The organism is Streptomyces sp. NPDC048612, from assembly GCF_043199295.1.
In the GTDB taxonomy this organism is placed as follows: Bacteria; Actinomycetota; Actinomycetes; order Streptomycetales; family Streptomycetaceae; genus Streptomyces.
Genome location: NZ_JBICVV010000033.1, coordinates 33,074 through 57,132, shown reverse-complemented (window position 1 = coordinate 57,132; position 24,059 = coordinate 33,074). Strand labels below are relative to the sequence as shown.

Here is a 24,059-nt window from a genome sequence, read left to right as displayed (position 1 = left end):
CGCCGTTGCGCCTGCGGCGGGCGGGTGGGTGTCGGGTGCGGTGACGGGCCTCCGGGGCAGGGTTTCCGGACTGCTTCGCTTTACGTCCGGAAACCCTGCCCCTCCGGCCCGTCCCCTCCCGTTGAGGGAGTGACTACAGCTGAGTGGGGGCGGGCGTCTGTGGGGCGAATCACTCCTGCTTCGCAAGGCGCACTCGACCACCGGCATACGCCGCCACTCACCGTTTTTCACCATCCACCAACGGGAGGGGGCGGGCCGGAGGGGCCTGGTGTGTGGACGTAAAGCGAAGCAGTCCACACACCAGGCCCCGGAGGCCCGTCACCGCACCCGACAGCCCCGCGCAGCGGACCCGCCCGCCGCAGGCGCAACGGAGGGAAACGACAAACATCACCCGCACCCACGCCCCGCGCAGCGGAGCCGAAACAGCGCGAGCCACCACGGCGGGAACGCCGACAACGTGGGAAGGAAAAACGATTTGCAGGGGACCGTTAGACTGCCTCCTATGGCAGTTCTCCCTTGGGTTCATTAGACGGCGCAGCCCGCTCTCGGACCGTCCAATCCGCCGTCTTCCTGCCCTGGAGCTTTTCCGTGATCACCGCCTCCGGCCTTGAGCTGCGTGCCGGCGCCCGCATCCTCATCGAGTCCGCTTCCTTCCGTATCGCCAAGGGCGACCGCATCGGCCTGGTCGGCCGTAACGGCGCCGGCAAGACGACCCTGACCAAGGTTCTGGCGGGCGAGGGCATGCCCGCCTCCGGCTCGGTCACCCGCGGCGGTCAGGTCGGCTATCTGCCGCAGGACCCGCGCACCGGCGACCTGGACATCCTCGCCCGCGACCGCATCCTCTCCGCCCGCGATCTGGACACCGTGCTGCGCAAGATGCGCGAGAACGAGGACCGGATGGCCAACGGCAAGGGCGCCACCCGCGACAAGGCGATGAAGAAGTACGAGCGCCTGGAGACCGAGTTCCTGACCAAGGGCGGGTATGCCGCCGAGGCGGAGGCCGCGACCATCGCGGCCAGCCTCGGTCTGCCCGACCGCATCCTCGGCCAGCCGCTGCACACCCTCTCCGGCGGTCAGCGCCGCCGTGTCGAGCTGGCCCGGATTCTGTTCTCGGACTCCGACATCCTGCTGCTCGACGAGCCGACCAACCACCTCGACGCGGACTCCATCGTCTGGCTGCGCGACTACCTCAAGACCTACCGCGGCGGCTTCATCGTGATCTCCCACGATGTCGACCTGGTCGAGACCGTCGTCAACAAGGTGTTCTATCTCGACGCCAACCGCTCGCAGATCGACATCTACAACATGGGCTGGAAGCTCTACCAGCAGCAGCGCGAGGCCGACGAGAAGCGCCGCAAGCGCGAGCGGCAGAACGCCGAGAAGAAGGCCGCGGCGCTCAACACCCAGGCCGACAAGATGCGGGCCAAGGCCACCAAGACCGTCGCGGCGCAGAACATGGCCAAGCGCGCCGACAAGCTGCTCGCCGGTCTTGAGGCGGTGCGCGCCTCGGACAAGGTCGCCAAGCTGCGTTTCCCGGACCCGGCGCCGTGCGGCAAGACGCCGTTGACCGCCGAGGGCCTGTCGAAGTCGTATGGCTCGCTGGAGATCTTCACCGACGTCGATCTGGCCATCGACAAGGGTTCCCGGGTCGTCATCCTGGGCCTGAACGGTGCGGGCAAGACCACCCTGCTGCGCCTGCTGGCGGGCGTCGAGACCCCCGACACCGGCGCGGTCCGCCCGGGCCACGGTCTCAAGCTGGGCTACTACGCCCAGGAGCACGAGACCCTGGACCCGGACCGCACGGTCCTGGAGAACATGCGCTCGGCCGCCCCGGACATGGACCTGGTGGCCATCCGCAAGACGCTGGGCTCCTTCCTCTTCTCCGGCGACGACGTCGACAAGCCCGCCGGGGTGCTCTCCGGCGGCGAGAAGACCCGGCTGGCCCTGGCGACGCTGGTGGTCTCCTCCGCCAACGTGCTGCTGCTCGACGAGCCCACCAACAACCTCGACCCGGCCAGCCGCGAGGAGATCCTCGGCGCGCTGCACACCTTCACGGGCGCGGTGGTCCTGGTGACGCACGACGAGGGAGCGGTGGACGCCCTGGAGCCGGAGCGCATCATCCTGCTGCCCGACGGTGTCGAGGACCTGTGGGGCCAGGACTACGCGGACCTGGTCGCGCTGGCCTGAGAGCGGCGGACGGATCATGCCGTATGGATCATTCGGCCGACGAGTGATCCGTCATCTGAGTGAGAACGGCTCGTACACCGGCGAGTCTGCGGCCTACGGCCGGGTCCTTGGGGCCCGGCCGTCGCCGTTTCGGCGGCACGCCACCTGACCTGCCGCTTCTCGCGTAAAGCCGGGCGAGGACGGCCTCCCCGCGGGTCGGAATGAGGCATTCCGGCCCGGCTGAGCGGCCGCCGGACGGCAAAGGATGTCGTACGGACCTTGCGGAATGGGTGGCCAGGAAGCCGGGGAGGGGTGATCATGAGAGTCCAGAGCGCACTTCCCACGAGGAGGCACGGGTGGCCGAGACTCTGAAGAAGGGCAGCCGGGTAACCGGCGCCGCGCGCGAGAAGCTCGCGGCAGACCTGAAGAAGAAGTACGACTCCGGTGCGAGCATCCGGGCGCTGGCCGAGGAAACCGGCCGCTCCTACGGATTCGTGCACCGGATGCTCAGCGAATCCGGTGTGGTCCTGCGCGGTCGCGGCGGAGCCACGAGGGGCAAGAAGGCCACATCGGCCTGACGGCCGCGACTCCGGGTACAGCGGTGTCCCCCCGGTCGGCCGAGCAGTCGGCCGGGAGGTTACCGTTCAGTCACTTACGCACGCAGGTGCGGCTGGCTGACTCGGAGGCGCTCATGACTCTGCTCGACAAGGACGGCGTGCGGCTCACCGTGGACGGTGCGATCGCCACGGTGACCCTCGCCAACGCGGCCAAGCGCAACGCGCAGTCGCCGGCCATGTGGCGGGCGCTCGCCGAAGCGGGGTCGCTGCTGCCGGGAAACGTACGGATCGCGGTGCTGCGCGGTGAGGGCAAGTCCTTCTCCGCGGGCCTCGACCGTCAGGCGTTCACGCCCGAAGGCTTCGACGGCGAGCCGTCGTTCATCGATCTGGCGCGCGGCACGGACGGCGCACTGGACGCCACCATCGCCGAGTACCAGGAAGCGTTCACCTGGTGGCGGCGCAATGACCTGGTGTCCATCGCCGCCGTGCAGGGGCATGCCATCGGTGCCGGCTTCCAGCTCGCCCTCGCCTGCGATCTGCGGGTGGTCGCGCCGGACGTCCAGTTCGCCATGCGCGAGACCAGCCTGGGACTCGTACCGGACCTGACCGGTACCCACCCCCTGGTCGGGCTGGTGGGCTATGCCCGGGCGCTGGAGATCTGCGCCACCGGGCGCTTCGTGCACGCCGAGGAGGCCGAGCGGACCGGGCTCGCCAACCTCGTGGTGCCAGGGGACCAACTCGACGCCACCGTGGCCGACTTGGCGGCTGCGCTCACCGCCGCGCCGCGTGATGCCGTCATCGAGACCAAGGCCCTGCTGGCCGGTGCCGCGGGCCGTACCTACGAGGAGCAGCGCCGCGCCGAGCGGGCCGCCCAGGCGCGCCGGCTGCGCGACCTCGCGGGTGTGGGGGAGTAGCACCGCACCGTTTCACGCCTTCCCGAGCCGCCCGGCGGGTACCACCACGGTGCTTCGCCGGGCGGTTCGTCAGCTCTGCTCCACCGCCGTGACCAGCACGGCCACCGTCGAGGCCGCGGGCGGCCCGGCGGCCACCGCCCGCCGTACGGCGCAGGCGACGTCCAGCGCCCGGTGGCCGGGCGCGGTCGCCAGCTGGATCAGCGCGTGGCCCTCCGTGAGGCGCACCGGACGGGAACCGCCGAGCACCGGCGCCAGCCGGGCCACCCCCGCGACGCCCCGGGCGACCGCGGCGATGCCCGCCGCGCCCTCCTGCGTCGCACCGGTCCGCTCCTGCGCTGCGGGCGGCACGTCCCCCGGGGCAGCGGAACGGGGCGACGCGGTGTCCGCCGTGGCCTCCGCCGCCTCCAGCAGACCGCTGACCCGCAGATCGACCACGCCGACCACCAGCCCCAGCTCCCGGACCGAGGCCTCCAGCAGCGCCGCGCGCACCTCGTCGGCCAGCGTGGGCAGCGGCCGGTCGGCGACCGCGGCGAACTCCGCCTCGATCCGCAGCGGGCCGGGCGGCAGGGCACTCGGCGGCGCCGGCACCGCCGGTTCCGGGGCGTTGTCCGGGTCGGCGACGGACAGCCGCAGCGTGCCGACGCGGACCCCGGCCGGTGTTCCGGCCGCCGCCCGCAGCGCCCCGGCGGCCGCCTGCTCGGTGATCCACGAGCCGTCCGCCGGGCCGCCGAGCGGCAGCACCCGGCCGATGCCGAGCTGCGCCCGGACCGTCCGCGCCAACTGGTTCACGGCCACCGCGTCACCCCTTTCCCGGAAGGCCCACGGACCGATTCCCCGAGCGTCCCGGACCACGCCCCCAGCCTGCCGCAGACCGGCCCGTGCGGCAGGGCGGTGCGCCCGGCGGCGCCGGGTGGAGCACTCGCCTGCCGCATCCCCGGAGCGGCCCGGTGGCACCCGGCCTACTGTGGGGACCGGAGCGGGCGGACCGCTTCTCCCCGCGGAAAGGGACACGTCGATGAGCGAGAGCCAGCAGCACGCAGAGCCCAGGACGCCCGCCAAACGGGGCGGCGGCGACCCCGCGACCCGGGGGCGGACCACCATCGCCGACGGTGTCGTGGAGAAGATCGCCGGTCTCGCGGCCCGGGACGTCGTCGGCGTGCATGCCATGGGCAGCGGCCTCGCCCGTACCCTCGGCGCCGTCCGGGACAAGGTGCCCGGTGGCGGCAGGTCCGCGACCGCGACCAGGGGCGTCAAGGCCGAGGTCGGCGAGGTGCAGACCGCGCTGGACCTGGAGATCGTGGTCGACTACGGCGTCGCCATCGCCGAGGTCGCCCGGTCGGTCCGGGAGAACGTCATCTCCGCCGTGGAGCGGATGACGGGCCTGGAGGTCGTCGAGGTCAACATCGCGGTCAGCGACGTCAAGCTGCCCGACGAGGCAGACGAAGAAGAGGAATCGGAGCAGCGGCTCCAGTAACCGGACCCGTCCGGCGTGGCAGCGAAGGAGCGCACGATGAGCATGGCCGTGGCCGGTCTCTTGGCCGGTATGGCGCTGGGCTTCGCCGGGTACTTCGGTGGCTTCGGCGCCTTCGTCCTGGTGGCGGCGCTGGGCGCCGTCGGGTTCGTGGCCGGCAGGTTCCTCGACGGGGACCTGGAGGCCGGCGAGTTCTTCCGTCCGCGCGGCGGCGACCGCGACCGGCGGCGGTGAGGCCGGGTGGCGACGGTGTCCCCGGCCGCCGCCGCGACCGCCGTACCGGCGGGTGAGCGGGGCGCGACCAGAATCGCGGACCGGGTGGTGGCGAAGATCGCCGCACGGGTCGCCCGGGAGGCGCTGCGCGCGGAGTCCCCGCGCGCCCGTACCGACGCCCATGCGACGGTCACCGTGCACCGGCGCGACGACCGGCAGAACTTCGGTGAGGCGCGGCTGCGGATCGCCGTGGAGCTGGGCTACCCCTCCGACATCGGCGGACAGTGCCGGCTGGTGCGCCGTCAGGTCACCGAGCGGGTCACGGCGCTGGCGAACATGACCGTGCCCGAGGTCGCGGTGGAGGTCGAGCGGCTGCACTCCCCGCTGCTGGACCGTACGGACCGCGGGAGGGTCCGATGAGCGACGAGGACAGGGAGCCGTCCGGCACCCGGCGGCTGCCCACGCTCGACAAGACACCGGACACGGCCGACGGCTCGGACCCCGGCGCGGCGGACGGCTCGACCCCGTCCACCGCGGACCCCACGGCCACGGACTCCGCCGGCCACGACCGGGTACGCCGCTTCTGGTCGGCCCGCCGGGTACCGGCCGCCCTGGTGGCGCTGGTGCTGCTGGCCGCGGCCGGCCTGCTGCTCTACGACGCGGCCGCGGTGCGCGCCAACCGCCCCGCGATGGCCTGGCGCCGGCGGCTCGCCCGCGAACTGGCCACCCGTCACCTCGACAACCCCTGGGTCCTGGGCGCCGCCGCGGTCGCCGTGGTGCTCGGCATCTGGCTGTTCGTGGCGGCCGTGACCCCCGGACTGCGCCAGGTGCTGCCGATGCGGCCGGCGGCGCCGGACCTGCGGGCCGGGCTGGACCGGGCGGCCGCCGCGCTGGTGCTGCGCGACCGTGCCATGGAGGTCGCCGGTGTCCAGTCCGTACGGATGAAGGTCGGCCGCCGCAAGGCGAAAGCGCACGCCGTCGCGCACTTCCGTGAGCTGGACGAGGTCCGCGCCGACCTCGACACCTCGCTCGCCGAGGGACTGCGGCAGCTGGGACTGGCCCGTGAACTCCGCCTGACCGTGGACGTCCGGCGCCCGAAGAAGAGGTGAGCGAGCGATGCGCAGGGTCCGCGGAACGGTCAACCGGGTGCTGCTCGGCCTGAGTGGTGTGGTGCTGTTCGGCGCGGGCGGCCTGGTGCTGCTCGGCGGCCTCGGCCTGCCCGAGAAATGGCATCTCGGCCTGCCCGCCGGCTGGCCCTGGTCCCGCCCCGGCCAGGTGCTGCTCCCCGCACGGCAGCGCACCCGGTGGACGGACCAGGGCTGGTGGTGGCCCGTCGCCATCGCCGCGCTGGCCGTCGTCGTGCTGCTGATGCTGTGGTGGCTGCTGACCCAGCTGCGGCGCCGCCGGCTGCAGACGATCCTCGTCGACAGCGGCGACGGCGAGGGCGCCGTGCTGCGCGGCCGGGCGCTGGAGGCGGCCCTCACGGCCGAGTCGGAGGCGCTGGACGGCGTCGACGGGGCCGGTGTGCTGCTGACCGGCCGCCGGAGCGAACCGCGGGTGCGGGCCGTGCTGGCGCTCGCCCCGCACGCCGACCCGGGGACCGTCGTGCGGCGGCTGTCGGACGAGGCGGTGGCGCACGCCCGCCGCTCGGCCGGGCTCGACCGGCTGCCGGGCGAGGTCCGGCTGCGCGCGGTCAAGCACCGCCCCGAGCGGGTCAGTTAGGCCGGTACGGGCGGCGCGCCCCGGGCCCGCCGCCCGTACGGGGTCAGAACCCGCGCCGGGCCCCGCCGTCCACCGGCACCATCACCCCGGTGACGTACGACGCGGCGGGCGACAGCAGGAAGGCCGCGGTCCGGCCGAACTCCTCCGGCGTCCCGTAACGGCCCAGCGGGATCGACGCGCAGTTACGGGCGCGGGACCCCTCCGGGTCACCGGAGAGCGCGTCGAGCTGGGTCATCCGGTCGGTGGCGATCCGGCCGGGCAGCACGCCGAGGACGCGGATGCCGCGCGGGCCCAGTTCGTTGGCGAGCGACTTGGCGAAACCGGCGAGACCGGGGCGGAGCCCGTTGGAGAGGGTCAGTCCGCCGATCGGCTCGTGCACCGAGCCGGACAGCACGAAGCCGATCACCCCGCCCTCCGGCAGCTCGGCGGCGGCCGCGCGGGCCAGCCGCACCGCGCCGAGGAAGACCGACTCGAAGGCCTCCTGCCACTGGGCGTCGGTGTTGTCGGCGGCGGTGCCGGGCGCCGGGCCGCCCACGCTGATGAGCACCCCGTCCAGCCGGCCGAAGCGCTCGCGGGCCGCCGCCACCAGACGGCCGGGGGTGTCCGCGTCGGCGTTGTCGGCGGCCACTCCCAGGGCCCGTTCGCCCAGTGAGGCGGCCGCCGCGGACGCGCTCTCCTCGGTGCGTCCGGTGATCACGACATGGGCGCCGTCGGCGACCAGTTCACGGGCGGTGGCGAAGCCGAGGCCGCGGGTCGCCCCGGTGACGAGGTACGTCCGGTCAGTGAGTCCGAGATCCATGGCCCCTAGTGTGCCCGTGCCCCGTCCTGGAGGCCGAAGGCGGTCCCCACCAGGCCGATGTGGCTGAAGGCCTGCGGGAAGTTGCCCAGCTGGCGCCGGGCGGCCGGGTCGTACTCCTCGGAGAGCAGCCCCAGGTCGTTGCGCAGCCCCAGCAGCCGTTCGAACAGCTCCTGGGCCTCGGCCCGCCGGCCGCTCAGCTGGAGCGCGTCGGCGAGCCAGAACGAGCAGACCAGGAAGGTGCCTTCGCCGCCCGGCAGCCCGTCGACCGCGCTCCCCTCGGTGCTGTAACGGCGTACCAGACCGTCGTGCGACAGCTCCCGGAACACCGTGTCGATGGTGCCGAGGACCCGGGGGTCGTCGCCCGGCAGAAAGCCGACGCGGGGGATCAGCAGGGTCGCGGCGTCCAGTTCCCCGGAGCCGTAGAACTGGGTGAAGGTGCCGCGGTCGGCGTCGTAGCCCTGCTCGCACACCTCGCGGTGGACCTCGTCGCGCATCGCCCGCCAGCGGTCGACGTCCCCGCCGAACCGCGGAAACCCCTCGATCGCCCGCACCACCCGGTCGGCCGCGACCCAGGCCATGACCTTGGAGTGCACGAAGTGCCGGCGCGGCCCGCGGATCTCCCACAGCCCCTCGTCGGGGTCGCGCCAGGTGGACTCCAGGTAGTCCATCAGCGCCCGCTGGATGTTCCAGGCGTGCGGCTCGGCCGGCAGCCCGGCCGCGCGGGCGATGTGGAAGGAGTCCAGGACCTCGCCGTAGACGTCGAGCTGACGCTGTTCGACGGCGGCGTTGCCGATGCGGACGGGCGCGGAGCCGCAGTAGCCGGTCAGCCACGGCAGCTCGGCCTCCGGCAGCCGCCGCTCACCCGCCAGCCCGTACATGATCTGCAGGTCGTCGGGGGCGCCGGCCACCGCGCGCAGCAGCCAGTCCCGCCAGGCGCCGGCCTCGTCCAGATATCCGGCGGAGAGCAGGGAGTTCAGGGTGAGGCTGGCGTCGCGCAGCCAGCAGTAGCGGTAGTCCCAGTTGCGGACTCCGCCCAGCTCCTCGGGCAGCGAGGTGGTCGGGGCCGCCACGATGCCGCCGGTGGGCCCGTAGGTGAGGGCCTTGAGAGTGATCAGCGAGCGGATCACGGCCTCGCGGTAGGGCCCGGTGTAGCGGCAGCGCGCTGACCAGGCGTGCCAGTCGTCCAGGGTGTCCTGGAGCGCGGTGAACGGGTCGATCTGGGTCGGCCGGGGCTCGTGGGAGGGGTGCCAGGTCAGCACGAACGCGGCGCGCTCGCCCGCGGCGACGGTGAAGTCCGAGCGGGTGCTGAAGTCCTGGCCGTAGGTGGTGCTCCGGTCCGGGGTGCGCAGCCAGACGGAGTCCGGTCCGGCGATCGCCACCCGGCAGCCCTCGGTGGCGCGCACCCAGGGCACCACCCGCCCGTAGTCGAACCGCAGCCGCAGCACCCCGCGCATCTCGACGCTGCCGCTGAGGCCCTCGACGATCCGTACGAGGTCGGGCACCTGGTCGCGCTGCGGCATGAAGTCGGTGACCCGGACGCTGCCGGTGGGGGTCTCCCAGACGGTGTCGAGGATCAGCGAGTCGCCGCGGTAGGAGCGCTGGGCGCGGGCGTCGGGAGAGCAGGGGGCGAGGCCCCAGTGGCCGTTCTCCTTGCCGCCGAGGAGGGCGGCGAAGCAGGCGCCGGAGTCGAAGCGCGGCAGGCACAGCCAGTCGATGGACCCGTCGCGGCCGACGAGTGCGGCGGTCTGGAGATCGCCGATGAGCGCATAGTCCTCGATACGTGGGTGCACTCAGCGCCTTTTCCCGCCCGGGGGAGACGCTACGCCGTGGTGACGGCCGTCCGGGCTACGGCTTGGCCGGGGCGGGTGCCGGTGCCGCGTGGTCGCCGGCCGCCCCGGCGTCCCCGGCACCGGCGGGTTCCGTGGTCGGCCCGCCGTCCGGTTCGTCCTCCGGCGCGGCTCCGGCGGCCCCGGCTTCCTCGGCCGCCTTGGCGGCGGCCGCCCGGTCACGGCGCTCGCGGCGGACCAGGACGACCCACCCGACGGGCACCGCCGCGGCGAACAGCCACCACTGGATCGCATACGCCATGTGCGGGCCGATCGAGTCGTGGTCCGGCTCGGGGACCAGCTCCGGCTTGCCGCCGGCCGGCTCGGGGCCGGTCTGCTCGATGTAGCCGCCGAGCATCGGCCGGCCGGCCCGCTTCGCCTGCTCCGTGCTGTTGATCAGCATGACCTGGCGGGCGGGCAGGCCCTTGGTGTCCTTGATGCCGCTGGCGGCGGTGGTCTCGTCGGCCATCATCCGGCCGGTCACGGTGACCTTGCCCCGGGGGGCGGCCGGCACGTCGGGGAACTTGGTGAGGTCGTTGCCGGCCGAGATCCAGCCGCGGTTGACCAGCACGGCCCGGCCGTTGCCGAGGACCAGCGGGGTGACCACGTAGTAGCCGATGCTCTGCTCGTCGGCGGCGGTGCGCTGGCGGACCACGACCTCGTGCGCGGTGTCGTAGGTGCCGGTCGCGGTGACCGTGCGCCACATGTCGCGCCGGGGCAGCTCGCGGCCGGGGGCGGCGAGCGTGGTGACCGGAACCGGGTCGGCGGCCAGGCTGCGCGCGATCAGCTGGTTCTGCGCCACCTTGTGCTCATGGCGGTGGAGCTGCCAGTAGCCCAGCTTGATCATGACGGGGATCAGCACAAGACCCACGAGGGTGAGGATCACCCACTGCCGGGACAACAGGAAGCGGTACACGGCCTTGACGGTACCTGGGGCGCCGGGACCACCGAGCCGGGGGTCCCCGGTGGGGGCCGGGGGACGGCCCGGCGGTGGCCGCCCGCGCCCGGTGGCTCTCCGCGCCGCCCTGGTGGGCGGCTCCCGGGTCAGACCCGGTCGACGATGCCCACCCGGCCGTCCGAGCGGGCGCAGTGCGCACCGCAGTACCACTTCTGGTCGGCCTCGACGCCCTGCCCGATGATCTGGCACCGGCAGTGCTCACAGATCGGTGCCATGCGGTGGATGGCGCAGGCGAAGCAGTCGAAGACATGCACCGCGCCCTGCGCGTGCACCTCGAACGTCATGCCGTATTCGTTTCCGCAGACCTCACAACGTGCCATGCGCCACAGAGTGCGGGCGCCGCCCGTGCGCGGCGCGGTGCCGGCGGGTGTGTTGGGCGGGCTTCACCCGGACGCAGGCGCCGGGTCTGCCGGCTCGACGTCCCGCAGTAGCTGCATGAAGGCCGCCTCGTCGATCACGACCGTGCCGAACGAGGCGGCCTTGGCGGTCTTGGAAGTCCGGGAGTCGGGGTCGTTGGTCACCAGCAGGCTGGTCAGCCGGGACACGCTCGTCGCGACGTGCAGCCCCGCCTCGATCGCCCGGTCCTCCAGCAGCTCGCGGTCCACGGACGTGTCACCCGAGAAGGCGACCCGCATCCCCTGGACGAGCTGTCCGCCGGACTCGTAGCGCCCCGGGTTGGGGTACGGGCATGCCGGGCGCTTACGGGACGGCCGCCAGGACGTGGGGCGGTAGGCCGCTGCGGTGGCGCGCTCGCGGGGCGCGGGGGCGTCGGACCACTCCGTCAGCGGCTGGCAGCTCAGCAGCGGGAGCCGCAGATTCTCCTGCGCGGCCCGCCGCAGGCTGGGCCGGAACGCCTCGGCCAGCACCCGGGCGTCGTCCAGGGCGTGGTGGGCGCGCTCCTGCACCACGCCGTAATGGGCGGCGAGGGACTCCAGCTTGTGGTTGGGCAGCGGCAGCCGCAGCTCCTTGGACAGCGCGATGGTGCACAGCCGCTGCTGCACGGGCGCGGTCGCCGCGGCGCGGGCGTACTCGCGGGCGATCATCGACCAGTCGAACATCGCGTTGTGCGCGACCAGCACCCGGTCCGCCAGACGCCGGGACAGCTCCGGGACGATCTCCGGGAAGAGCGGGGCGTCGGCGAGCACGGCGCTCGTGAGCCCGTGAATCCAGACCGGCCCCGGGTCCCGCTGCGGGTTGACGAGGGTGTACCAGCGGTCCTGGACCTCGCCCTGGGCGTCGAGTTGGTACACGGCCGCCGAGATGATCCGGTCGTCGCGGGCCAGGCCCGTGGTCTCCACGTCGACCACCGCGTACCCCTGGGGATACGCGGACGGCCAGGGGGCCGGCGGCGTCTGCGGGCCCGGCTGCTGCCCGATCTTCGGCGCGATCGGGTCGGCGGCTGCTGCCATGCGGTCTTCGAGCATGGTCCCTGAGGATACGGGCCACCACTGACAGCCACCGAACCGCATGGGGGGTTGTGGGGGGTTTGCGCTTCTGGGGGTTGGGTGGGTGGGGTGGTGTGGGGGTGGTTGGAGGGCGGGGTGGGGGAGTTGACGGGGTGTTGGGGTGGGGGCCGGCGGGGGCGGAGGGTGGTTGGGGGCTGGCCTTGGCGGGGCGGCCGGCGGCTGAGGGGCGGTCTTGGCGGGGGTGGGCAACGGCGGGGGCGGACGGCGGCCGGGGGTGCTGTCCTGACCCGCCCACCCCCCGAAGGGGGGTGGGCGGCGGGGAAAAAACGCAGGTGCGCCTGCCCGAAGGGGGAATTCCGCATGCCCCAGGAAGGCGGCGAACAGCCGCCCCGGAAAGGCGGAGCAGCGGAACAACCACCTCCGGATGAACGGAACATACCGAACTCCCGGAAGGAACCGGGCAAAGCGGCCTGCCCCGGCTCAGGTGCCAGCGCTCAGGGGCCAGGCGCGCAGGCACCAGCACTCGCGAGCCGGACACTCGCGACCGTAGACGCTCACAAGCCGGCTGCCGCCCCCGCCGCCAGCAGCGACGTCACCAGCGCCTCCAGGGAGACCATGAACAGCCGCCCGGTGTCGACCGGGCCGGCCAGCGCGCGGGCCAGTGCCGGATCGTGTCCGGCGGTGGGGGAGTCCCACAGCTCGCCCTCGCTCGGGTGCTGCGCGGGGGACCGTTCCCGGTTGCGCTCGACCAGGACGAAGCCGACGACCTGGAACTGGACCGCCCGCACCGCCTCGGCGGCCGTCTCGCCGCGCAGCCCGGCGGCGTGCATCTCATGGACCAGCGCCTGCTGCGCCGGCAGGAACATCCGCTCCGTCAGGCCGCGTTCGTGCACCATCGCGATCAGCTGCGGGCGCTCGCGCAGCGCCGAGTGCAGCGCGCGGGCGACCGACACGACGCGGGCGTGCGGGGTGTCCCCGGTGGGGTGGATCTCGCCCATCTCCCGGACGGTGCGCTCGACGAGGGCGTCCAGCAGCGACTCGCGGTTGCCCACGTGCCAGTAGATGGAGGTGACGGCGGTGCCCAGTTCCGTGGCGAGGCGGCGCATGGTCAGCGCGCCGGGACCGTCCGCCCGCACCAGCCGGGCGGCGGCCGCCAGTACCTCATCGCCGGTCAGCGCGGTACGTGTCATGTTCCCCCCACTTTCCCTACCTTCCCCTCCCCACGGCCCCTCAACTCCCGTGCGTACGAGGCTCTTTACCCTTCATCCCGCTCGGTGTAACAGTGTTACAGGCGCCTCGCACGACCCCCGCAAGTCACCGACGACGAAGGGTGGTACGCCATGGCCCGCATACGCTACGGAGCGCGCAGCGCGACGGAGATCACCGCGGCACGCACCGCGAGTTCCCGGTTACCCGAGATCTGGTCCACCGGTGTCACCGCCGTGTGGGAGACCGACCCGGACGCGGTCGCCGCCGTACTGCCGCCGCCCCTCGAACCCACCGGCCGCCCCCTGGTCCGGGTCAGCATCTCCACCGTCCGGCTGACCGGATATCCCCTGGGCGCGGGCTCGGTCGCCGTCGCGGCCGCACACCGCGGCGTCGAGGGCTGGTATCCGCTCGTGATGCCGATGACCCACGAGCGGGCGCTGACCGGCGGGCGGGAGGTCTTCGGCGAACCCAAGAAGCTCGGCGAGGTCACCGTCGAGCGCGACGGCCCGGTCGTCCGCGCCGCGCTCGCCCGGCACGGCATCGCCTTCGTCGAGGTGCGCGGTGCGGTCAGCGGACCGCTGCCGGTCCCCGAGCCGGCCCGCAAGACCGACTTCTACTTCAAGTTCCTGCCCGCCGTGGACGGTTCGGGGTTCGACCTCGACCCGGTGCTGGTGCACTGCCAGCGCCACGAGAAGGTCCGTGTACTGGAGCGGATCACCGGTGATGTCGTCCTCCGCGAGTCGATGTACGACCCGGTCGCCGATCTCCCCGTCCGCACCCTCGTCGAGCTCACCCTCGGCGAGAAGACCAGCGACCAGCGGGGCCGGGTCGTCGAGCGGGTCGCCACAGCGTCCCTGCTGCCGTACATCCACCAGCGCTACGACGATCCGCAGCAGATCCTCGACGGGCCGCCCGAGGGGAGTGCCTGATGCCGAGCGCCCCCACAGGACGAGTCCGCGGTTCCCGGCCCCGGAGGCGGCCGGACCGGGCGGCAGGGAAAAGGGAGCGGGCATGGAGCTGACGGCGGGACAGGTCGCGGTCGTCACCGGCGCCGCGAGCGGTGTCGGCCTGGCCATGGCGCGCCGGTTCGCCGCGGAGGGGCTCCGGGTGGTCCTCGCGGACGTGGAGGCGGAGCCGCTGCGGGCCGCCGCCGACGAGCTGGCCGCGGACGGCGCCCGGGTGCTGGCGCACACCGTGGACGTCGGGGTGCGCGAGGAGGTCGCCGGCCTCGCCGACGCCGCGTACGAGGCCTTCGGCGCCGTCCATCTGCTGTGCAACAACGCGGGGGTGGGCTCCGGCGCCGAGGGGCGGATGTGGGAGCACGAGCCCAACGACTGGGCATGGGCGTTCGCGGTGAACGTCTGGGGCGTCTTCCACGGCATCCAGTGCTTTCTGCCCCGGATGCTGGCGGCGGGCGAACCCGGCCATGTCGTCAACACCTCCTCGGCGGACGGCGGTGTCGCGCCGCTGCCCACCGCGTCCGTCTACGCCGTCACCAAGGCGGCCGTGGTGACCATGACCGAATCGCTCCACGCCCACCTCCGGGCCGAGCACGCCCCCATCGGCGCCTCGGTGCTCTTCCCCGGCCCGCACATGCTCCGCACCGGCCTGTGGGAGTCGCACCGCAACCGGCCCGTGCGCTACGCCAAGACCCGGCCGCGCCGGACGCCGTACCGCAGCCTGGCGCAGTGGGAGGCGGCGATGCGGGAGGCCGGGCAGGAGGTCGCCTTCACCCCCGTCGAGGAGGTCGCGGCGCAGGTCGTGGACGGCGTCCGGGCCGGCCGCTTCTGGCTGCTGCCGCCCAGCGCGCACACCGACGCGCAGATCCGGGCCCGGTCCGCCTCGATGCTCGACCGCTCGGCGCCCGCCTATCTGGAGCACTTCATCCTCGACCCGGAAGACTGAGGGAGGTTCGCCATGACGGACCCACAGGACCGAACGGACCGGCCGGACAGCCGTACCGGCCCGCACGAGCCGTACCTGATCATCTCCTCCGACTGCCACGCCGGGCTCCCCACCGAGGAGTACCGCCCCTATCTGGAGGCCCGGTTCCACCGCGACTTCGACGCGTTCCTCGGCGAGCGGGACGCCCGCCGCGCGGAGGCCACCCGCCTCGGCATCCGCAACGAGGCCTTCGCCGCCCGGTGGTTCCGGGACCACGAGGAGGGCCTGCGCGGCGGCTGGGACCCGGCCCAGCGGGCGAAGGAACTCGACGGCGACGGGGTGGCGGCGGAGGTCGTCTTCCCGGACGCGGACGCCGTCGACAGCGGCACCGCGGCCCCCTTCGGCGTCGGGCTCGGCCTCTCCGGCGACCAGGACCCGGACCTCGGCATGGCGGGTGCCCAGGCGCACAACCGCTGGCTCGCCGACTTCGTCTCCGCGCACCCCGAACGGCACTGCGGTGTGGCGCTGTTACCGGTCACCGCCGACACGGACCGGGTCGTGGCCGAGATACACCGCGCCAAGGAGTCCGGCCTCGGCGCCCTGATGATCCCGTCGATGTGGGTCGACAAGGAGCCCTACCACGACCGCCGTTACGACCCGGTGTGGGCGGCGGCCGCCGAGTGTGCGATGCCGGTGCTGACCCACTCCGGGGCCGCGCCCCGCCACGAGTACGGCGACCACCTCGGGATCTACGTCTCCGAGGTGACCTGGTGGCCCGCGCGCCCCCTGTGGTTCCTGCTCTGGTCCGGGGTCTTCGAACGCCACCCGGGACTGCGGTTCGGCATCGCCGAGTCCGGCTGCTGGTGGCTGCCCAACCTCCTGTGGTTCATGGACCGCCTCTACCTGGGCGCGCACGGCGGCAAGAAGCTCTCCCCGTTCGCCGCCCTCACCCGGCCCCCGCACGAGTACCTGGACCGGCAGGTCTTCGTCTGCGCCACCAACACCAAGCGCAGGGAACTCGCCCAGCGGTACGAGACCGGCGTCGACAACATCCTCTGGGGCAGCGACTTCCCGCACCCCGAGGGCACCTGGCCCGACACCCGCGGCTGGCTGCGGAAGACCTTCCACGACATCCCGGTCGCCGAGACCCGCCGCATGCTCGGCCTGTCCGCCGCCGAGGTCTTCGGCTTCGACACCGCGCGGCTGGCCCCGCTGGCCCGCCGTATCGGCCCCACCCCGGCCGACCTGGGCCAGAGCGCCGACCAGGCGGCGGTCGAGGCCTCCTGGGCGCGCTCCCGCGAGGTGGGGCGCCACTGGCTGACCGACCACGACTTCCCGGTACTGGGGGCCGAGCGATGACCGACGACCGCTACACCGTGATCTCCGCCGACTGCCACGCCGGCGCCGACCTCCTCGACTACCGGCCGTATCTGGAGTCCCGGTACCACGACGACTTCGACGCCTGGGCCGCTTCCTACGTCAATCCGCACGAGGACCTGCTCGCCGACACCGCCGACCGCAACTGGAACTCCGCCCGCCGTCTGGCCGAGCTGGAGGCCGACGGCATCGTCGCCGAGGTGATCTTCCCCAACACCATCCCGCCGTTCTTCCCCAGCGCCTCCCTCATGGCCCCCGCGCCCACCCGCACGGAGTTCGAGCAGCGCTGGGCCGGCCTGCGCGCCCACAACCGCTGGCTCGCCGACTTCTGCGCCGAGGCTCCCGGCCGCCGGGCCGGCGTCGCCCAGATCCTCCTCCACGACGTCGACCGGGCCGTACGGGAAGTCCGCCGCACCAAGGAGGCCGGGCTCACCGGCGGCGTCATGCTCCCCGGTACGCCGCCCGGCTCCGGTCTCCCCGAACTCCACTCCAGCGGCTACGACCCGCTCTGGGCGGTCTGCGCGGAACTCGACGTCCCGGTCAACCACCACGGCGGGTCGGCCTCCCCGCCGCTCGGCGACGAGCCCGCCGCCCGCGCCGTCTTCATGGTCGAGACGACCTGGTTCTCCCACCGCGCCCTGTGGCACCTGATCTTCGGCGGCGTCTTCCGCCGCCACCCTGGCCTCCGCCTGGTCCTCACCGAGCAGGGCTCCGGCTGGATTCCCGGTGTCCTGGACATGCTGGACTACTACCACGGGCGGATGGTGGCGGCCGCGACCGAAGCCGCCACCGCCGAGGCCAAGTTCGGCGCCGGCCTGGCCGACGCCATGGGCGGCTCCCCGTCCGGCGTCTGGCGCGACCACTGCTTCGTGGGCGCCAGCTTCATGCGCCCGCACGAGGTCCCGCTCCGCCACCGCATCGGCCTCGACAAGCTCATGTGGGGCAGCGACTATCCCCACGACGAGGGCACCCACCCGCACTCCCGCGAAGCCCTCCGCCTCGCCTACGCCGGCGTCCCGGCCGACGAGACCGCCGCCATGCTCGGCACCAACGCCGCCCGCGTCTACGGCTTCGACCTCACCCACCTCGCCCCCCTGGCCGCCCGCGTGGGCCCCAGGATCACCGACATCTCCGAACCCCTCCACACCATCCCCCCGAACGCCACCAGCCCGGCGTTCGCACGGGGCGGGTCGGTACGGGTGTGGTGAGGCGCGGGCCGGGGACGGCCGGGGCTGTCCCCTAGGGCCTGTCGTCAAACTCCCGTCGTTCGCCCGAAGGGCGGCCCCGCGGCGTCTGGTGCGTGCGATCGCAAGGCGGAGGGTCGCCCCGATACTGGGTGTATCGGGGCGAACCCGACAACGCAGCGAGCGTGCGTGCCAGGCGCCGCGGGGCAGGCGGGAGTTTGACGACAGGCCCTAAGGCCCCAGCAGCCGCGCCGTCTCTGCCACCTCCCGCACCGCGCCGTCGCCGCCGGTGCTCACCCGGTGGAGGGTGGCGCCCGGTTTCCGGGTGACCACGTCCGTGAGGCGGCCGTCGGTGAACAGGGCGGCGGCGCCGTCGTCGAGGGCCCAGCCGCCGGGGAGCGCGCGGTCGTCGACCGCGGACAGGTAGCCGGGGCGGCGCTCCGGCTCGCTGTCGTAGTGGGGGCACAGGCTGCCCGGCAGCAGGCCCAGCCCGTCGGTGAGCGGTACCGGCGGGCCGAAGGAGTCGGAGAACGCGGAGGCGAACCAGCAGCAGGCCCCGGCGCTGACGCCGCACAGCAGGACCCCGGCCGCGTACGCCTCGCGCAGGACCGTGTCCAGGCCGTGGACCCGCCAGACGGCGAGCATGTTGGCGGTGTTGCCGCCGCCGACGTAGACGATGTCCTGGGCGAGGACGAAGGACCGCAGATCGGTCACGGTGCGGCGGAACAGCTCCAGGTGGCTCGGTTCGCAGTCCCGTGCCCCGAAGGCCGTGTGGAAGCCCTCGATGTAGCCCGGTGCGTCGCCGCTGGCGGTCGGCAGGAAGCAGACCTTCGGCCTGGCCCGCCCCACGGTGTCCAGCAGGTAGTCGTCCAGCAGGGCGTCGGGGTCGTCGGAGAAGCCGCCGCCGAGAAGGGCGAGGGTGGGTGCGCCGGTCATGGGCCTCTTTCCGGGCGTCGCGGGGAGCGCCGGCGGCGGACGGTGCGGCCCAGCTGACGGCATGTCTTACATACTTCTCAGTAACAACCCCTAGCGGCACCCCCGTCAACGCCTTTATGGTGCGGGACATGCCGCACCTGCCCGATGTCGTGTTGTGGTCCGTCCCGGCCTTCGTCCTGCTCACCGTCGTGGAGATGGTGAGCTACCGCCTGCATCCCGACGAGGACGCGGAGGGCTACGAGGCGAAGGACGCCGCCACCAGCGTCGGCATGGGGCTGGGCAGCCTCGTGTTCGACGCGCTGTGGAAGATACCCATCGTGGCGATCTACGCCACGGTCTACGAACTCACCCCGCTGCGGGTGCCCGTGCTGTGGTGGACGCTGCTCCTGATGCTGCTCGCACAGGACTTCTTCTACTACTGGTCGCACCGCGGCCACCACGTCATCCGCGTCCTGTGGGCCTGCCACGTGGTGCACCACTCCAGCAAGAAGTTCAACCTCACCACCGCGCTGCGGCAGCCCTGGACGACCTGGACCGTCTGGCCGTTCTACGTCCCGATGGTCGCCCTCGGCGTCCACCCGGCCGCGATCGCCTTCACCTCCGGGGCCAACCTGCTCTACCAGTTCTGGGTGCACACCGAGCGGATCGGCAAGCTGCCCCGGCCCGTCGAGTTCGTGCTCAACACCCCGTCCCACCACCGCGTCCACCACGCCTCCCAGGGCGGCTACCTGGACCGGAACTTCGGCGGAATCCTGATCGTCTGGGACCGGATGTTCGGCTCGTTCGTCGCGGAGACCGAGCGGCCCGTCTACGGACTCACCAAGAACATCGAGACCTTCAACCCGCTGCGGGTGGCCACCCACGAGTACGCCGCCATCGCACGGGACATACGGGCCGCCGACAGTTGGAGCGAGCGGGCCGGACGGGTGTTCCGCGGGCCGGGCTGGCAGCCCGCTGCGCGGATCGCAGCGGAGCAGGCCCGGCTCGCGGCGGAAGAGGCCCGGACCGCCGCCGAGGAGGCCCGCAAGGCCGCCCGGCCCGGTGCCTCGGTAGAGGAGCCGGCCACATGACCGCACGGTGGCCGCGGGCCGTATCACCCCTGCTCTGGACGTTCGCCCTGCTGAGCGTCGTGCACCTGGTGGCGCTGCTCGCGGGCGTGCTGCCCGTCGTGCAGCTCACCAAGCCCGTCCTGATGCCGCTGCTGGCCGGCTACGCGCTGGCGCGCGGCGGCCCGCCGCTGCTGTCCGCCGCGCTCCTCTTCGGCTGCGGCGGCGACACCTTCCTCCAGATCGGCGGGGACCTCGCCTTCCTGGTGGGGATGGGCTCGTTCGCCGCGGGACACATCTGCTACCTGCTGCTGTTCGCCCGGTACGGGGCGGGTCCCGCGGCCGGCCGGCGGGGGCGGGCCGTCGCGGCCGGCGCCGGGTACGCCGTCCTGCTGACCGGCACGGTGGTGCTGCTGTGGCCGGACCTCCCGGCGGACCTGCGGATTCCGGTGGCCGGCTACAGCCTGCTGCTCACCTCGATGGCCTTCGGCGCGCTCCGCGCCGGCCTGTGGGCCGCGGCCGGCGGGCTGTTGTTCCTGCTCTCCGACACCTTGATCGCGAGCGGGATCGCCCACTGGCCGCAGCTCCCGGCCCCGCAGTTCTGGATCATGCTCACCTATGTCGCGGCGCAGTGGGCACTGGCGGACGGTGTCCTGCGGTCCGTCAGCGCGGCCCCGCGGACCGCACCGGCGCGGACGCCGGAACTCCGGGCGGCGGGCACCGCGTGAACCGCCGCGCCGCGGACGGCCGCTGCCGCCGGGGCCGGACCGCCGGACGCGTCGCGGCTTGAGTCTCCCTCCGGGGGAGACCCGAGAGTGGACGGCATGAACGAGGACGGCAGCGAGCTGCTCACCATCGGCGAACTGGCGCGGCTGACCGGCGTACCGGTCAAGACGATCCGCGGCTGGTCGGACGAGGGCCTGCTGCCGCCCGCCGCCCGCACCCCCGCGGGCTACCGGCTCTACGGCCCGGACGCCCCGGCCCGCCTGGAGATCGTGCGCAGTCTGCGCGCCCTCGGCATCGGGCGGGCGGCCATCCGGTCCGTGCTGCACCGCGAGCGCACGGTCGCCGAGACGGCGGCGCAGTGGGCGGACGCGCTGGACGCGCAGATCCGCACCCTGCGGCTGCAGTCCGCGGTGCTGCGGTCGGTGGCCACGCGGGGCAGCGCAGCAGAGGAGCTGCCGTACATGACCGAACTGGCCCGGCTGTCGGCCCGCGAACGCCGCCGGATCATCGCCGACTTCGTCGAGGACGCCCTCGACGGGGTGGACGCCCCCGCCTACCGCGGCGGTCTGCTGGCCGTCACCCCCGATCTGCCCGACGACCCCACCCCCGAGCAGATCGGCGCCTGGCTCGAACTGGCCGCCCTGGTCCGCGAGCCGGAACTACGGGCGGCCCTGCGCCGCCTCGCCGAACACAGCGCACGTACGGCAGGGCCCGCCGGGCAGGAGCATGCCGGCCCGGACCCCGCCGGGCAGGAGCACGCCGCCGTGCGGGTCGCGGAGCTGATGCGGGTCCGCGGTGAGGAGGCCGTCGCGGCCGGTATCGCGCCGGACTCGCCCGCCGCCGAGCCCTTCCTCGCCGAGCTGGTCGCGGCCTGGCTCCCGACCCAGGCAGGTACCGCCGACCCGCCCACCGAGGACGTCCCCGCGGCCCGCGCCCGGCTGCTGGAGCAGCTGGAGACCGCCGCCGAGCCGCTCGTCGAGCGCTACTGGCAGCTGCTGTGCACGGTCACGGGCCGGCCCGCGCCACCCCGCTGGGACCTCGCGGGCGCCTGGACCACGGCCGCGCTGCGCGCCCATCCCCGCCCGTACGTGCTGGACCGCTCCGCGTTCGACGGCACCGACCCGGACCGGGTGCTGCGCGCCTACGCACACGTGACCCGGGACGTCGCCGCCCTGGTCGACGCCGTGCGCCCGGAGGACCTCGCGCTGCCGACCCCGTGCGCGGGGTGGACCGTACGGCAGCTGCTCGGCCACATGGTGTGGGAGAACCTGATGGCCGCGTCGGTCGCCGAGGGCGCACCGCGCGCCGACCACACCGCCGACCACCTCGGTGACGACCACCGCGCCGCCTTCGCGGACTCGGTGCGCGCGGCCCGCGCCGCCTTCACCGGCAGCGGGATGCTGCACCGTACCTTCGGCCCCTATGAGGCGCCCGGCGTGATGCTCGTCCAGCAGGTCGTGGTCGAACTCCTCGCCCACGGCTGGGACTTGGCGCGGGCCGTCGGCGCGCCCACCGGACTCGCGCCGGAGGCCGCCGAGGAGACGCTGGCCGCCGCCCGCCGGATCTACGGCGCCGCGCCGCGCACCGAGGGCAGCTCGCTCGCCCCGGAGCGCCCCGCGCCGCCCGGTGCGGGCGCCACGGACCGGCTGGCGGCCTTCCTCGGCCGCGACCCGGCCTGACCCGCCCTGGACGGACCCGGGCACGACAGGGGGGAGGGCCGGGTGCCGCTCACCCGTCCCTCCCCCAACTGCCGTGATCCGCTCCGGAGTTACTTCTTCACCGCGTCCAGCGCGTCGACGATGCCGTAGCCGAAGTGGCTGTTGACATGCTTGGTGCCGGTGCAGGTCGACTCACCCGTGGGGCAGCCGGGGTTGTCCGCCTGCTTCTTGAGGAGCCACTGGATCTCCTGCGGGCTGGACTTCGGGTGGGCGCTCTTGAGCAGCGCCGCGACACCCGCGACATGCGGGCTCGCCATGGACGTGCCGGCCAGGTAGGCCCAGTCGCCGCCCGGCATGGTGGAGAGGATGTTGCCGTTCTTGGCGGGCAGCTCGGGCACCTGCTTCGAGTCGCCGCCCGGCGCGGCCACGTCGATCTGGCCGAGTCCGTAGTTGGAGTAACCGGACTTGAGCTTCTGCACGCCGCTCGCCGCGACGGTCACCGTGCCCGGCAGCTGGGTGGGCACGTCCCAGCAGGTCTTCGGGGAGACGGTGCGCTCGACGGGCGTGGTGTCATTCGGGCTGGAGTCGTCCGTGAGCGTGGCGGCCGCCAGGTTCATGTCGGAGTTGCCCGCCGCCGCGACGTTGATCGCGCCCTTGCGCTGGGCGTAGCTCGCCGCCCGGCCGACCGCGTCGATGATGGCGGCCTGGTCCGCGTCGTCCTTGCAGTTGAACATCCACGGGTCGACGTAATAGCTGTTGTTGGTGACCTCGACACCGTGGTCGGCCGCGAAGACGAAGGCGCAGACCACGCTCTCCGCGTAGAAGAGGCTGGTCTCCGGCTCGCTGACCTTCAGGGCGGAGATCTTCACGCCCGGGGCGACCCCCGCCACGCCGGCACCGTTGCGGGCCGCGGCGATCGTGCCCGCGACATGCGTGCCGTGGTAGTCGTTGGCCGGGTCCCAGGGGCGCCAGGACCCCTTGGAGGTGTCGGCCACACCGCCCACGCAGTTGGCGGACTGCTTCGCGGAGAAGTTGGCCTTCAGATCGGGGTGGGTGTCGTCCACACCGGTGTCGATGACGGCGACGGTGACCTTCTTGCTGCCCGGGTTCACCTTCGCGGCCTTGTCGGCCTTGATGGCCGGCAGGTCCCACTGCAACGGCTCCAGCGGCTCCTTGCCGTTCGCCTTCGCCGCCTGGCCGGCCGCCTTGAGCTGGGCCTTCGGCAGGTCGACCTTCTGCGGCTTGCCGACGTCGGTGGTGCCCTGCGCCTTCAGCGGCGCGGTGCGGGTCGCGCCCGCCGACTGCACGCCCGGCACCGTCCGCACGGTGGCCGCGAACTGCGGGTCGGCCGAGTGGACGACGATCACGCCTATCTGCTCATGGGCGACCACCACCTTCCCGCCGGCCCGGGCTATCGCCTTCTTCACCTTGCCGACCGCCTGGTGGCCGGGCGTGGTGTTCACGACGTAGGAGAGCAGCGGGCCGTCGGCCGGGGCCGCGGCGGCCGGGGCGGAGTCCTGGGGCGCGGCGGTGGCCGCGTTCGGCAGGAATCCGAGCGACGCCGTCAGAGCCAGTCCGAGCGGTACGGCCAGCGCCCGCATGCGTCTGGATCGGGGATGTGCCATGGATAGATACTCCACATCATCCGTGAGACCGCCCGGGCACGGATTGCGCACGGGCAGATGCAGTGAGACGTGAAGCTATCGGCGATCACTCGCGTACAGCAATGGAAAGCGGAAAAAAGCGGGGGAAAACCTGTCAGAGGGCCGGAATTGACAGTGCGTCAGCCGTGACGCCGCAGAGCGGTGATGCTCAGCGGGGGCAGCGCGACCCGCGGGCCGTACCAGCGGCGGGCGGTCGTGGCGGTCCCCGGCCTGGGTTCCGGCGGGGCGACGGTGAGCGGTGCCGGCAGGCGGATGCTGCCGTACGGGCGCCGGCGGGGAGCGGGTGGCTGCGGGGCCTGCTGGGGCGGCGGATTCACACCGGGCTCAACGAAGCGCCCCGCGC

General features: G+C 73.4%; 25 protein-coding genes. 15 read left to right on the top strand and 10 right to left on the bottom strand.

Going from position 1 to position 24,059, the window contains the following annotated elements; genetic code table 11:
• The first annotated feature begins 588 nt into the window (after nt 1-588).
• The 3 genes from ACGFN2_RS33190 to ACGFN2_RS33180 all read left to right on the top strand — a co-directional run bounded on the left by ACGFN2_RS33190 (nt 589) and on the right by ACGFN2_RS33180 (nt 3,637).
• Nucleotides 589-2,187, top strand: coding sequence for an ABC-F family ATP-binding cassette domain-containing protein (locus ACGFN2_RS33190; protein ID WP_362610233.1), 1,599 nt, complete (start codon nt 589-591; stop codon nt 2,185-2,187).
• Between the two features lie 335 nt (nt 2,188-2,522).
• Nucleotides 2,523-2,744, top strand: coding sequence for a helix-turn-helix domain-containing protein (locus ACGFN2_RS33185; RefSeq protein WP_176604217.1), 222 nt, complete (start codon nt 2,523-2,525; stop codon nt 2,742-2,744).
• Nucleotides 2,745-2,857: 113 nt separating this feature from the next.
• The gene (locus tag ACGFN2_RS33180; RefSeq protein WP_362610236.1) at nt 2,858-3,637 is read left to right on the top strand and encodes an enoyl-CoA hydratase/isomerase family protein; all 780 of its coding nucleotides are present in this window, start codon (nt 2,858-2,860) and stop codon (nt 3,635-3,637) included.
• Between the two features lie 69 nt (nt 3,638-3,706).
• Here the strand turns inward: ACGFN2_RS33180 and ACGFN2_RS33175 are convergent, their stop codons facing one another.
• Entirely contained in the window at nt 3,707-4,432 is a 726-nt protein-coding gene (locus ACGFN2_RS33175) for a hypothetical protein (RefSeq protein WP_362610239.1), read from the bottom strand.
• A gap of 220 nt (nt 4,433-4,652) precedes the next feature.
• Between ACGFN2_RS33175 and ACGFN2_RS33170 the strand changes: the two genes are divergently transcribed.
• The 5 genes from ACGFN2_RS33170 to amaP are packed head-to-tail and all read left to right on the top strand — an operon-like array spanning nt 4,653 to nt 7,043.
• Nucleotides 4,653-5,111 (top strand): Asp23/Gls24 family envelope stress response protein, encoded by a 459-nt coding sequence (locus ACGFN2_RS33170; RefSeq protein WP_362610242.1) that lies wholly within the window; start codon nt 4,653-4,655, stop codon nt 5,109-5,111.
• Between the two features lie 36 nt (nt 5,112-5,147).
• Nucleotides 5,148-5,342 (top strand): hypothetical protein, encoded by a 195-nt coding sequence (locus ACGFN2_RS33165; RefSeq protein WP_362610244.1) that lies wholly within the window; start codon nt 5,148-5,150, stop codon nt 5,340-5,342.
• A 6-nt stretch (nt 5,343-5,348) separates the two neighbouring features.
• The gene (locus ACGFN2_RS33160; protein WP_362610246.1) at nt 5,349-5,741 is read left to right on the top strand and encodes a hypothetical protein; all 393 of its coding nucleotides are present in this window, start codon (nt 5,349-5,351) and stop codon (nt 5,739-5,741) included.
• Nucleotides 5,738-6,430, top strand: coding sequence for a DUF6286 domain-containing protein (locus ACGFN2_RS33155; RefSeq protein WP_393366485.1), 693 nt, complete (start codon nt 5,738-5,740; stop codon nt 6,428-6,430). The genes ACGFN2_RS33160 and ACGFN2_RS33155 overlap by 4 nt, the downstream gene beginning before the upstream one ends.
• Nucleotides 6,431-6,437: 7 nt before the next feature.
• Complete coding sequence (amaP, locus tag ACGFN2_RS33150) at nt 6,438-7,043, top strand: alkaline shock response membrane anchor protein AmaP (protein WP_362610250.1); 606 nt, start codon at nt 6,438-6,440, stop codon at nt 7,041-7,043.
• A 43-nt stretch (nt 7,044-7,086) separates the two neighbouring features.
• Here the strand turns inward: amaP and ACGFN2_RS33145 are convergent, their stop codons facing one another.
• The 6 genes from ACGFN2_RS33145 to ACGFN2_RS33120 all read right to left on the bottom strand — a co-directional run bounded on the left by ACGFN2_RS33145 (nt 7,087) and on the right by ACGFN2_RS33120 (nt 13,222).
• The gene (locus ACGFN2_RS33145) at nt 7,087-7,842 is read right to left on the bottom strand and encodes an SDR family oxidoreductase (RefSeq protein WP_362610252.1); all 756 of its coding nucleotides are present in this window, start codon (nt 7,840-7,842) and stop codon (nt 7,087-7,089) included.
• 5 nt (nt 7,843-7,847) lie between these two features.
• Nucleotides 7,848-9,632 (bottom strand): glycoside hydrolase family 15 protein, encoded by a 1,785-nt coding sequence (locus ACGFN2_RS33140; RefSeq protein WP_362610255.1) that lies wholly within the window; start codon nt 9,630-9,632, stop codon nt 7,848-7,850.
• A 55-nt stretch (nt 9,633-9,687) separates the two neighbouring features.
• Nucleotides 9,688-10,584 carry an SURF1 family protein gene (locus tag ACGFN2_RS33135; RefSeq protein ID WP_393366482.1) on the bottom strand — a complete coding sequence of 299 codons (897 nt, stop codon included), beginning with the start codon at nt 10,582-10,584 and terminating at the stop codon, nt 9,688-9,690.
• A gap of 128 nt (nt 10,585-10,712) precedes the next feature.
• A complete protein-coding gene (locus tag ACGFN2_RS33130; RefSeq protein WP_006606380.1) occupies nt 10,713-10,946 on the bottom strand; it encodes a hypothetical protein in 234 nt (77 codons plus the stop codon).
• Between the two features lie 63 nt (nt 10,947-11,009).
• The gene (locus ACGFN2_RS33125; protein ID WP_362610260.1) at nt 11,010-12,050 is read right to left on the bottom strand and encodes a DEDDh family exonuclease; all 1,041 of its coding nucleotides are present in this window, start codon (nt 12,048-12,050) and stop codon (nt 11,010-11,012) included.
• A 536-nt stretch (nt 12,051-12,586) separates the two neighbouring features.
• Nucleotides 12,587-13,222 (bottom strand): TetR/AcrR family transcriptional regulator, encoded by a 636-nt coding sequence (locus tag ACGFN2_RS33120; RefSeq protein WP_393366480.1) that lies wholly within the window; start codon nt 13,220-13,222, stop codon nt 12,587-12,589.
• A gap of 150 nt (nt 13,223-13,372) precedes the next feature.
• On the opposite strand from ACGFN2_RS33120, the gene ACGFN2_RS33115 reads away from it, so the two are divergent.
• From ACGFN2_RS33115 to ACGFN2_RS33100, 4 genes are all read left to right on the top strand, one after another.
• The gene (locus ACGFN2_RS33115) at nt 13,373-14,170 is read left to right on the top strand and encodes an acetoacetate decarboxylase family protein (RefSeq protein WP_393366478.1); all 798 of its coding nucleotides are present in this window, start codon (nt 13,373-13,375) and stop codon (nt 14,168-14,170) included.
• 82 nt (nt 14,171-14,252) lie between these two features.
• The gene (locus ACGFN2_RS33110) at nt 14,253-15,146 is read left to right on the top strand and encodes an SDR family NAD(P)-dependent oxidoreductase (RefSeq protein WP_393366476.1); all 894 of its coding nucleotides are present in this window, start codon (nt 14,253-14,255) and stop codon (nt 15,144-15,146) included.
• A 12-nt stretch (nt 15,147-15,158) separates the two neighbouring features.
• The gene (locus tag ACGFN2_RS33105; protein WP_393366474.1) at nt 15,159-16,484 is read left to right on the top strand and encodes an amidohydrolase family protein; all 1,326 of its coding nucleotides are present in this window, start codon (nt 15,159-15,161) and stop codon (nt 16,482-16,484) included.
• Nucleotides 16,481-17,710: an amidohydrolase family protein gene (locus ACGFN2_RS33100; RefSeq protein WP_362610270.1), complete on the top strand. Its 1,230-nt coding sequence runs from the start codon at nt 16,481-16,483 to the stop codon at nt 17,708-17,710. Before ACGFN2_RS33105 ends, ACGFN2_RS33100 begins: the two co-directional genes overlap by 4 nt.
• Nucleotides 17,711-17,917: 207 nt before the next feature.
• On the opposite strand, the gene ACGFN2_RS33095 is transcribed toward ACGFN2_RS33100, so the two are convergent.
• Complete coding sequence (locus ACGFN2_RS33095) at nt 17,918-18,622, bottom strand: Type 1 glutamine amidotransferase-like domain-containing protein (RefSeq protein ID WP_393366471.1); 705 nt, start codon at nt 18,620-18,622, stop codon at nt 17,918-17,920.
• A gap of 128 nt (nt 18,623-18,750) precedes the next feature.
• On the opposite strand from ACGFN2_RS33095, the gene ACGFN2_RS33090 reads away from it, so the two are divergent.
• The 3 genes from ACGFN2_RS33090 (at nt 18,751) to ACGFN2_RS33080 (ending at nt 22,073) form a co-directional block, all read left to right on the top strand.
• Entirely contained in the window at nt 18,751-19,692 is a 942-nt protein-coding gene (locus tag ACGFN2_RS33090) for a sterol desaturase family protein (RefSeq protein ID WP_393366469.1), read from the top strand.
• Nucleotides 19,689-20,396 (top strand): lysoplasmalogenase, encoded by a 708-nt coding sequence (locus ACGFN2_RS33085; protein WP_393366467.1) that lies wholly within the window; start codon nt 19,689-19,691, stop codon nt 20,394-20,396. Before ACGFN2_RS33090 ends, ACGFN2_RS33085 begins: the two co-directional genes overlap by 4 nt.
• Nucleotides 20,397-20,492: 96 nt before the next feature.
• Complete coding sequence (locus ACGFN2_RS33080) at nt 20,493-22,073, top strand: TIGR03086 family metal-binding protein (RefSeq protein ID WP_393366466.1); 1,581 nt, start codon at nt 20,493-20,495, stop codon at nt 22,071-22,073.
• Nucleotides 22,074-22,162: 89 nt separating this feature from the next.
• Here the strand turns inward: ACGFN2_RS33080 and ACGFN2_RS33075 are convergent, their stop codons facing one another.
• Both ACGFN2_RS33075 and ACGFN2_RS33070 read right to left on the bottom strand, forming a co-directional pair.
• A complete protein-coding gene (locus ACGFN2_RS33075) occupies nt 22,163-23,677 on the bottom strand; it encodes a S8 family serine peptidase (RefSeq protein WP_393366464.1) in 1,515 nt (504 codons plus the stop codon).
• 158 nt (nt 23,678-23,835) lie between these two features.
• Entirely contained in the window at nt 23,836-24,033 is a 198-nt protein-coding gene (locus tag ACGFN2_RS33070; RefSeq protein ID WP_393366462.1) for a hypothetical protein, read from the bottom strand.
• Nucleotides 24,034-24,059: the final 26 nt, after the last annotated feature.

What these genes read in the sequence shown, in the direction of transcription:
- ACGFN2_RS33180 (WP_362610236.1), top strand. Translation starts at nt 2,858, where the DNA reads ATGACTCTGCTCGACAAGGACGGCGTGCGGCTCACCGTGGACGGTGCG.
- ACGFN2_RS33170 (WP_362610242.1), top strand. Translation starts at nt 4,653, where the DNA reads ATGAGCGAGAGCCAGCAGCACGCAGAGCCCAGGACGCCCGCCAAACGG.
- ACGFN2_RS33165 (WP_362610244.1), top strand. Translation starts at nt 5,148, where the DNA reads ATGAGCATGGCCGTGGCCGGTCTCTTGGCCGGTATGGCGCTGGGCTTC.
- ACGFN2_RS33155 (WP_393366485.1), top strand. Translation starts at nt 5,738, where the DNA reads ATGAGCGACGAGGACAGGGAGCCGTCCGGCACCCGGCGGCTGCCCACG.
- amaP (WP_362610250.1), top strand. Translation starts at nt 6,438, where the DNA reads ATGCGCAGGGTCCGCGGAACGGTCAACCGGGTGCTGCTCGGCCTGAGT.
- ACGFN2_RS33145 (WP_362610252.1), bottom strand. Translation starts at nt 7,842, where the DNA reads ATGGATCTCGGACTCACTGACCGGACGTACCTCGTCACCGGGGCGACC.
- ACGFN2_RS33130 (WP_006606380.1), bottom strand. Translation starts at nt 10,946, where the DNA reads ATGGCACGTTGTGAGGTCTGCGGAAACGAATACGGCATGACGTTCGAG.
- ACGFN2_RS33125 (WP_362610260.1), bottom strand. Translation starts at nt 12,050, where the DNA reads ATGCTCGAAGACCGCATGGCAGCAGCCGCCGACCCGATCGCGCCGAAG.
- ACGFN2_RS33120 (WP_393366480.1), bottom strand. Translation starts at nt 13,222, where the DNA reads ATGACACGTACCGCGCTGACCGGCGATGAGGTACTGGCGGCCGCCGCC.
- ACGFN2_RS33115 (WP_393366478.1), top strand. Translation starts at nt 13,373, where the DNA reads ATGGCCCGCATACGCTACGGAGCGCGCAGCGCGACGGAGATCACCGCG.
- ACGFN2_RS33110 (WP_393366476.1), top strand. Translation starts at nt 14,253, where the DNA reads ATGGAGCTGACGGCGGGACAGGTCGCGGTCGTCACCGGCGCCGCGAGC.
- ACGFN2_RS33105 (WP_393366474.1), top strand. Translation starts at nt 15,159, where the DNA reads ATGACGGACCCACAGGACCGAACGGACCGGCCGGACAGCCGTACCGGC.
- ACGFN2_RS33100 (WP_362610270.1), top strand. Translation starts at nt 16,481, where the DNA reads ATGACCGACGACCGCTACACCGTGATCTCCGCCGACTGCCACGCCGGC.
- ACGFN2_RS33095 (WP_393366471.1), bottom strand. Translation starts at nt 18,622, where the DNA reads ATGACCGGCGCACCCACCCTCGCCCTTCTCGGCGGCGGCTTCTCCGAC.
- ACGFN2_RS33090 (WP_393366469.1), top strand. Translation starts at nt 18,751, where the DNA reads ATGCCGCACCTGCCCGATGTCGTGTTGTGGTCCGTCCCGGCCTTCGTC.
- ACGFN2_RS33085 (WP_393366467.1), top strand. Translation starts at nt 19,689, where the DNA reads ATGACCGCACGGTGGCCGCGGGCCGTATCACCCCTGCTCTGGACGTTC.
- ACGFN2_RS33080 (WP_393366466.1), top strand. Translation starts at nt 20,493, where the DNA reads ATGAACGAGGACGGCAGCGAGCTGCTCACCATCGGCGAACTGGCGCGG.
- ACGFN2_RS33075 (WP_393366464.1), bottom strand. Translation starts at nt 23,677, where the DNA reads ATGGCACATCCCCGATCCAGACGCATGCGGGCGCTGGCCGTACCGCTC.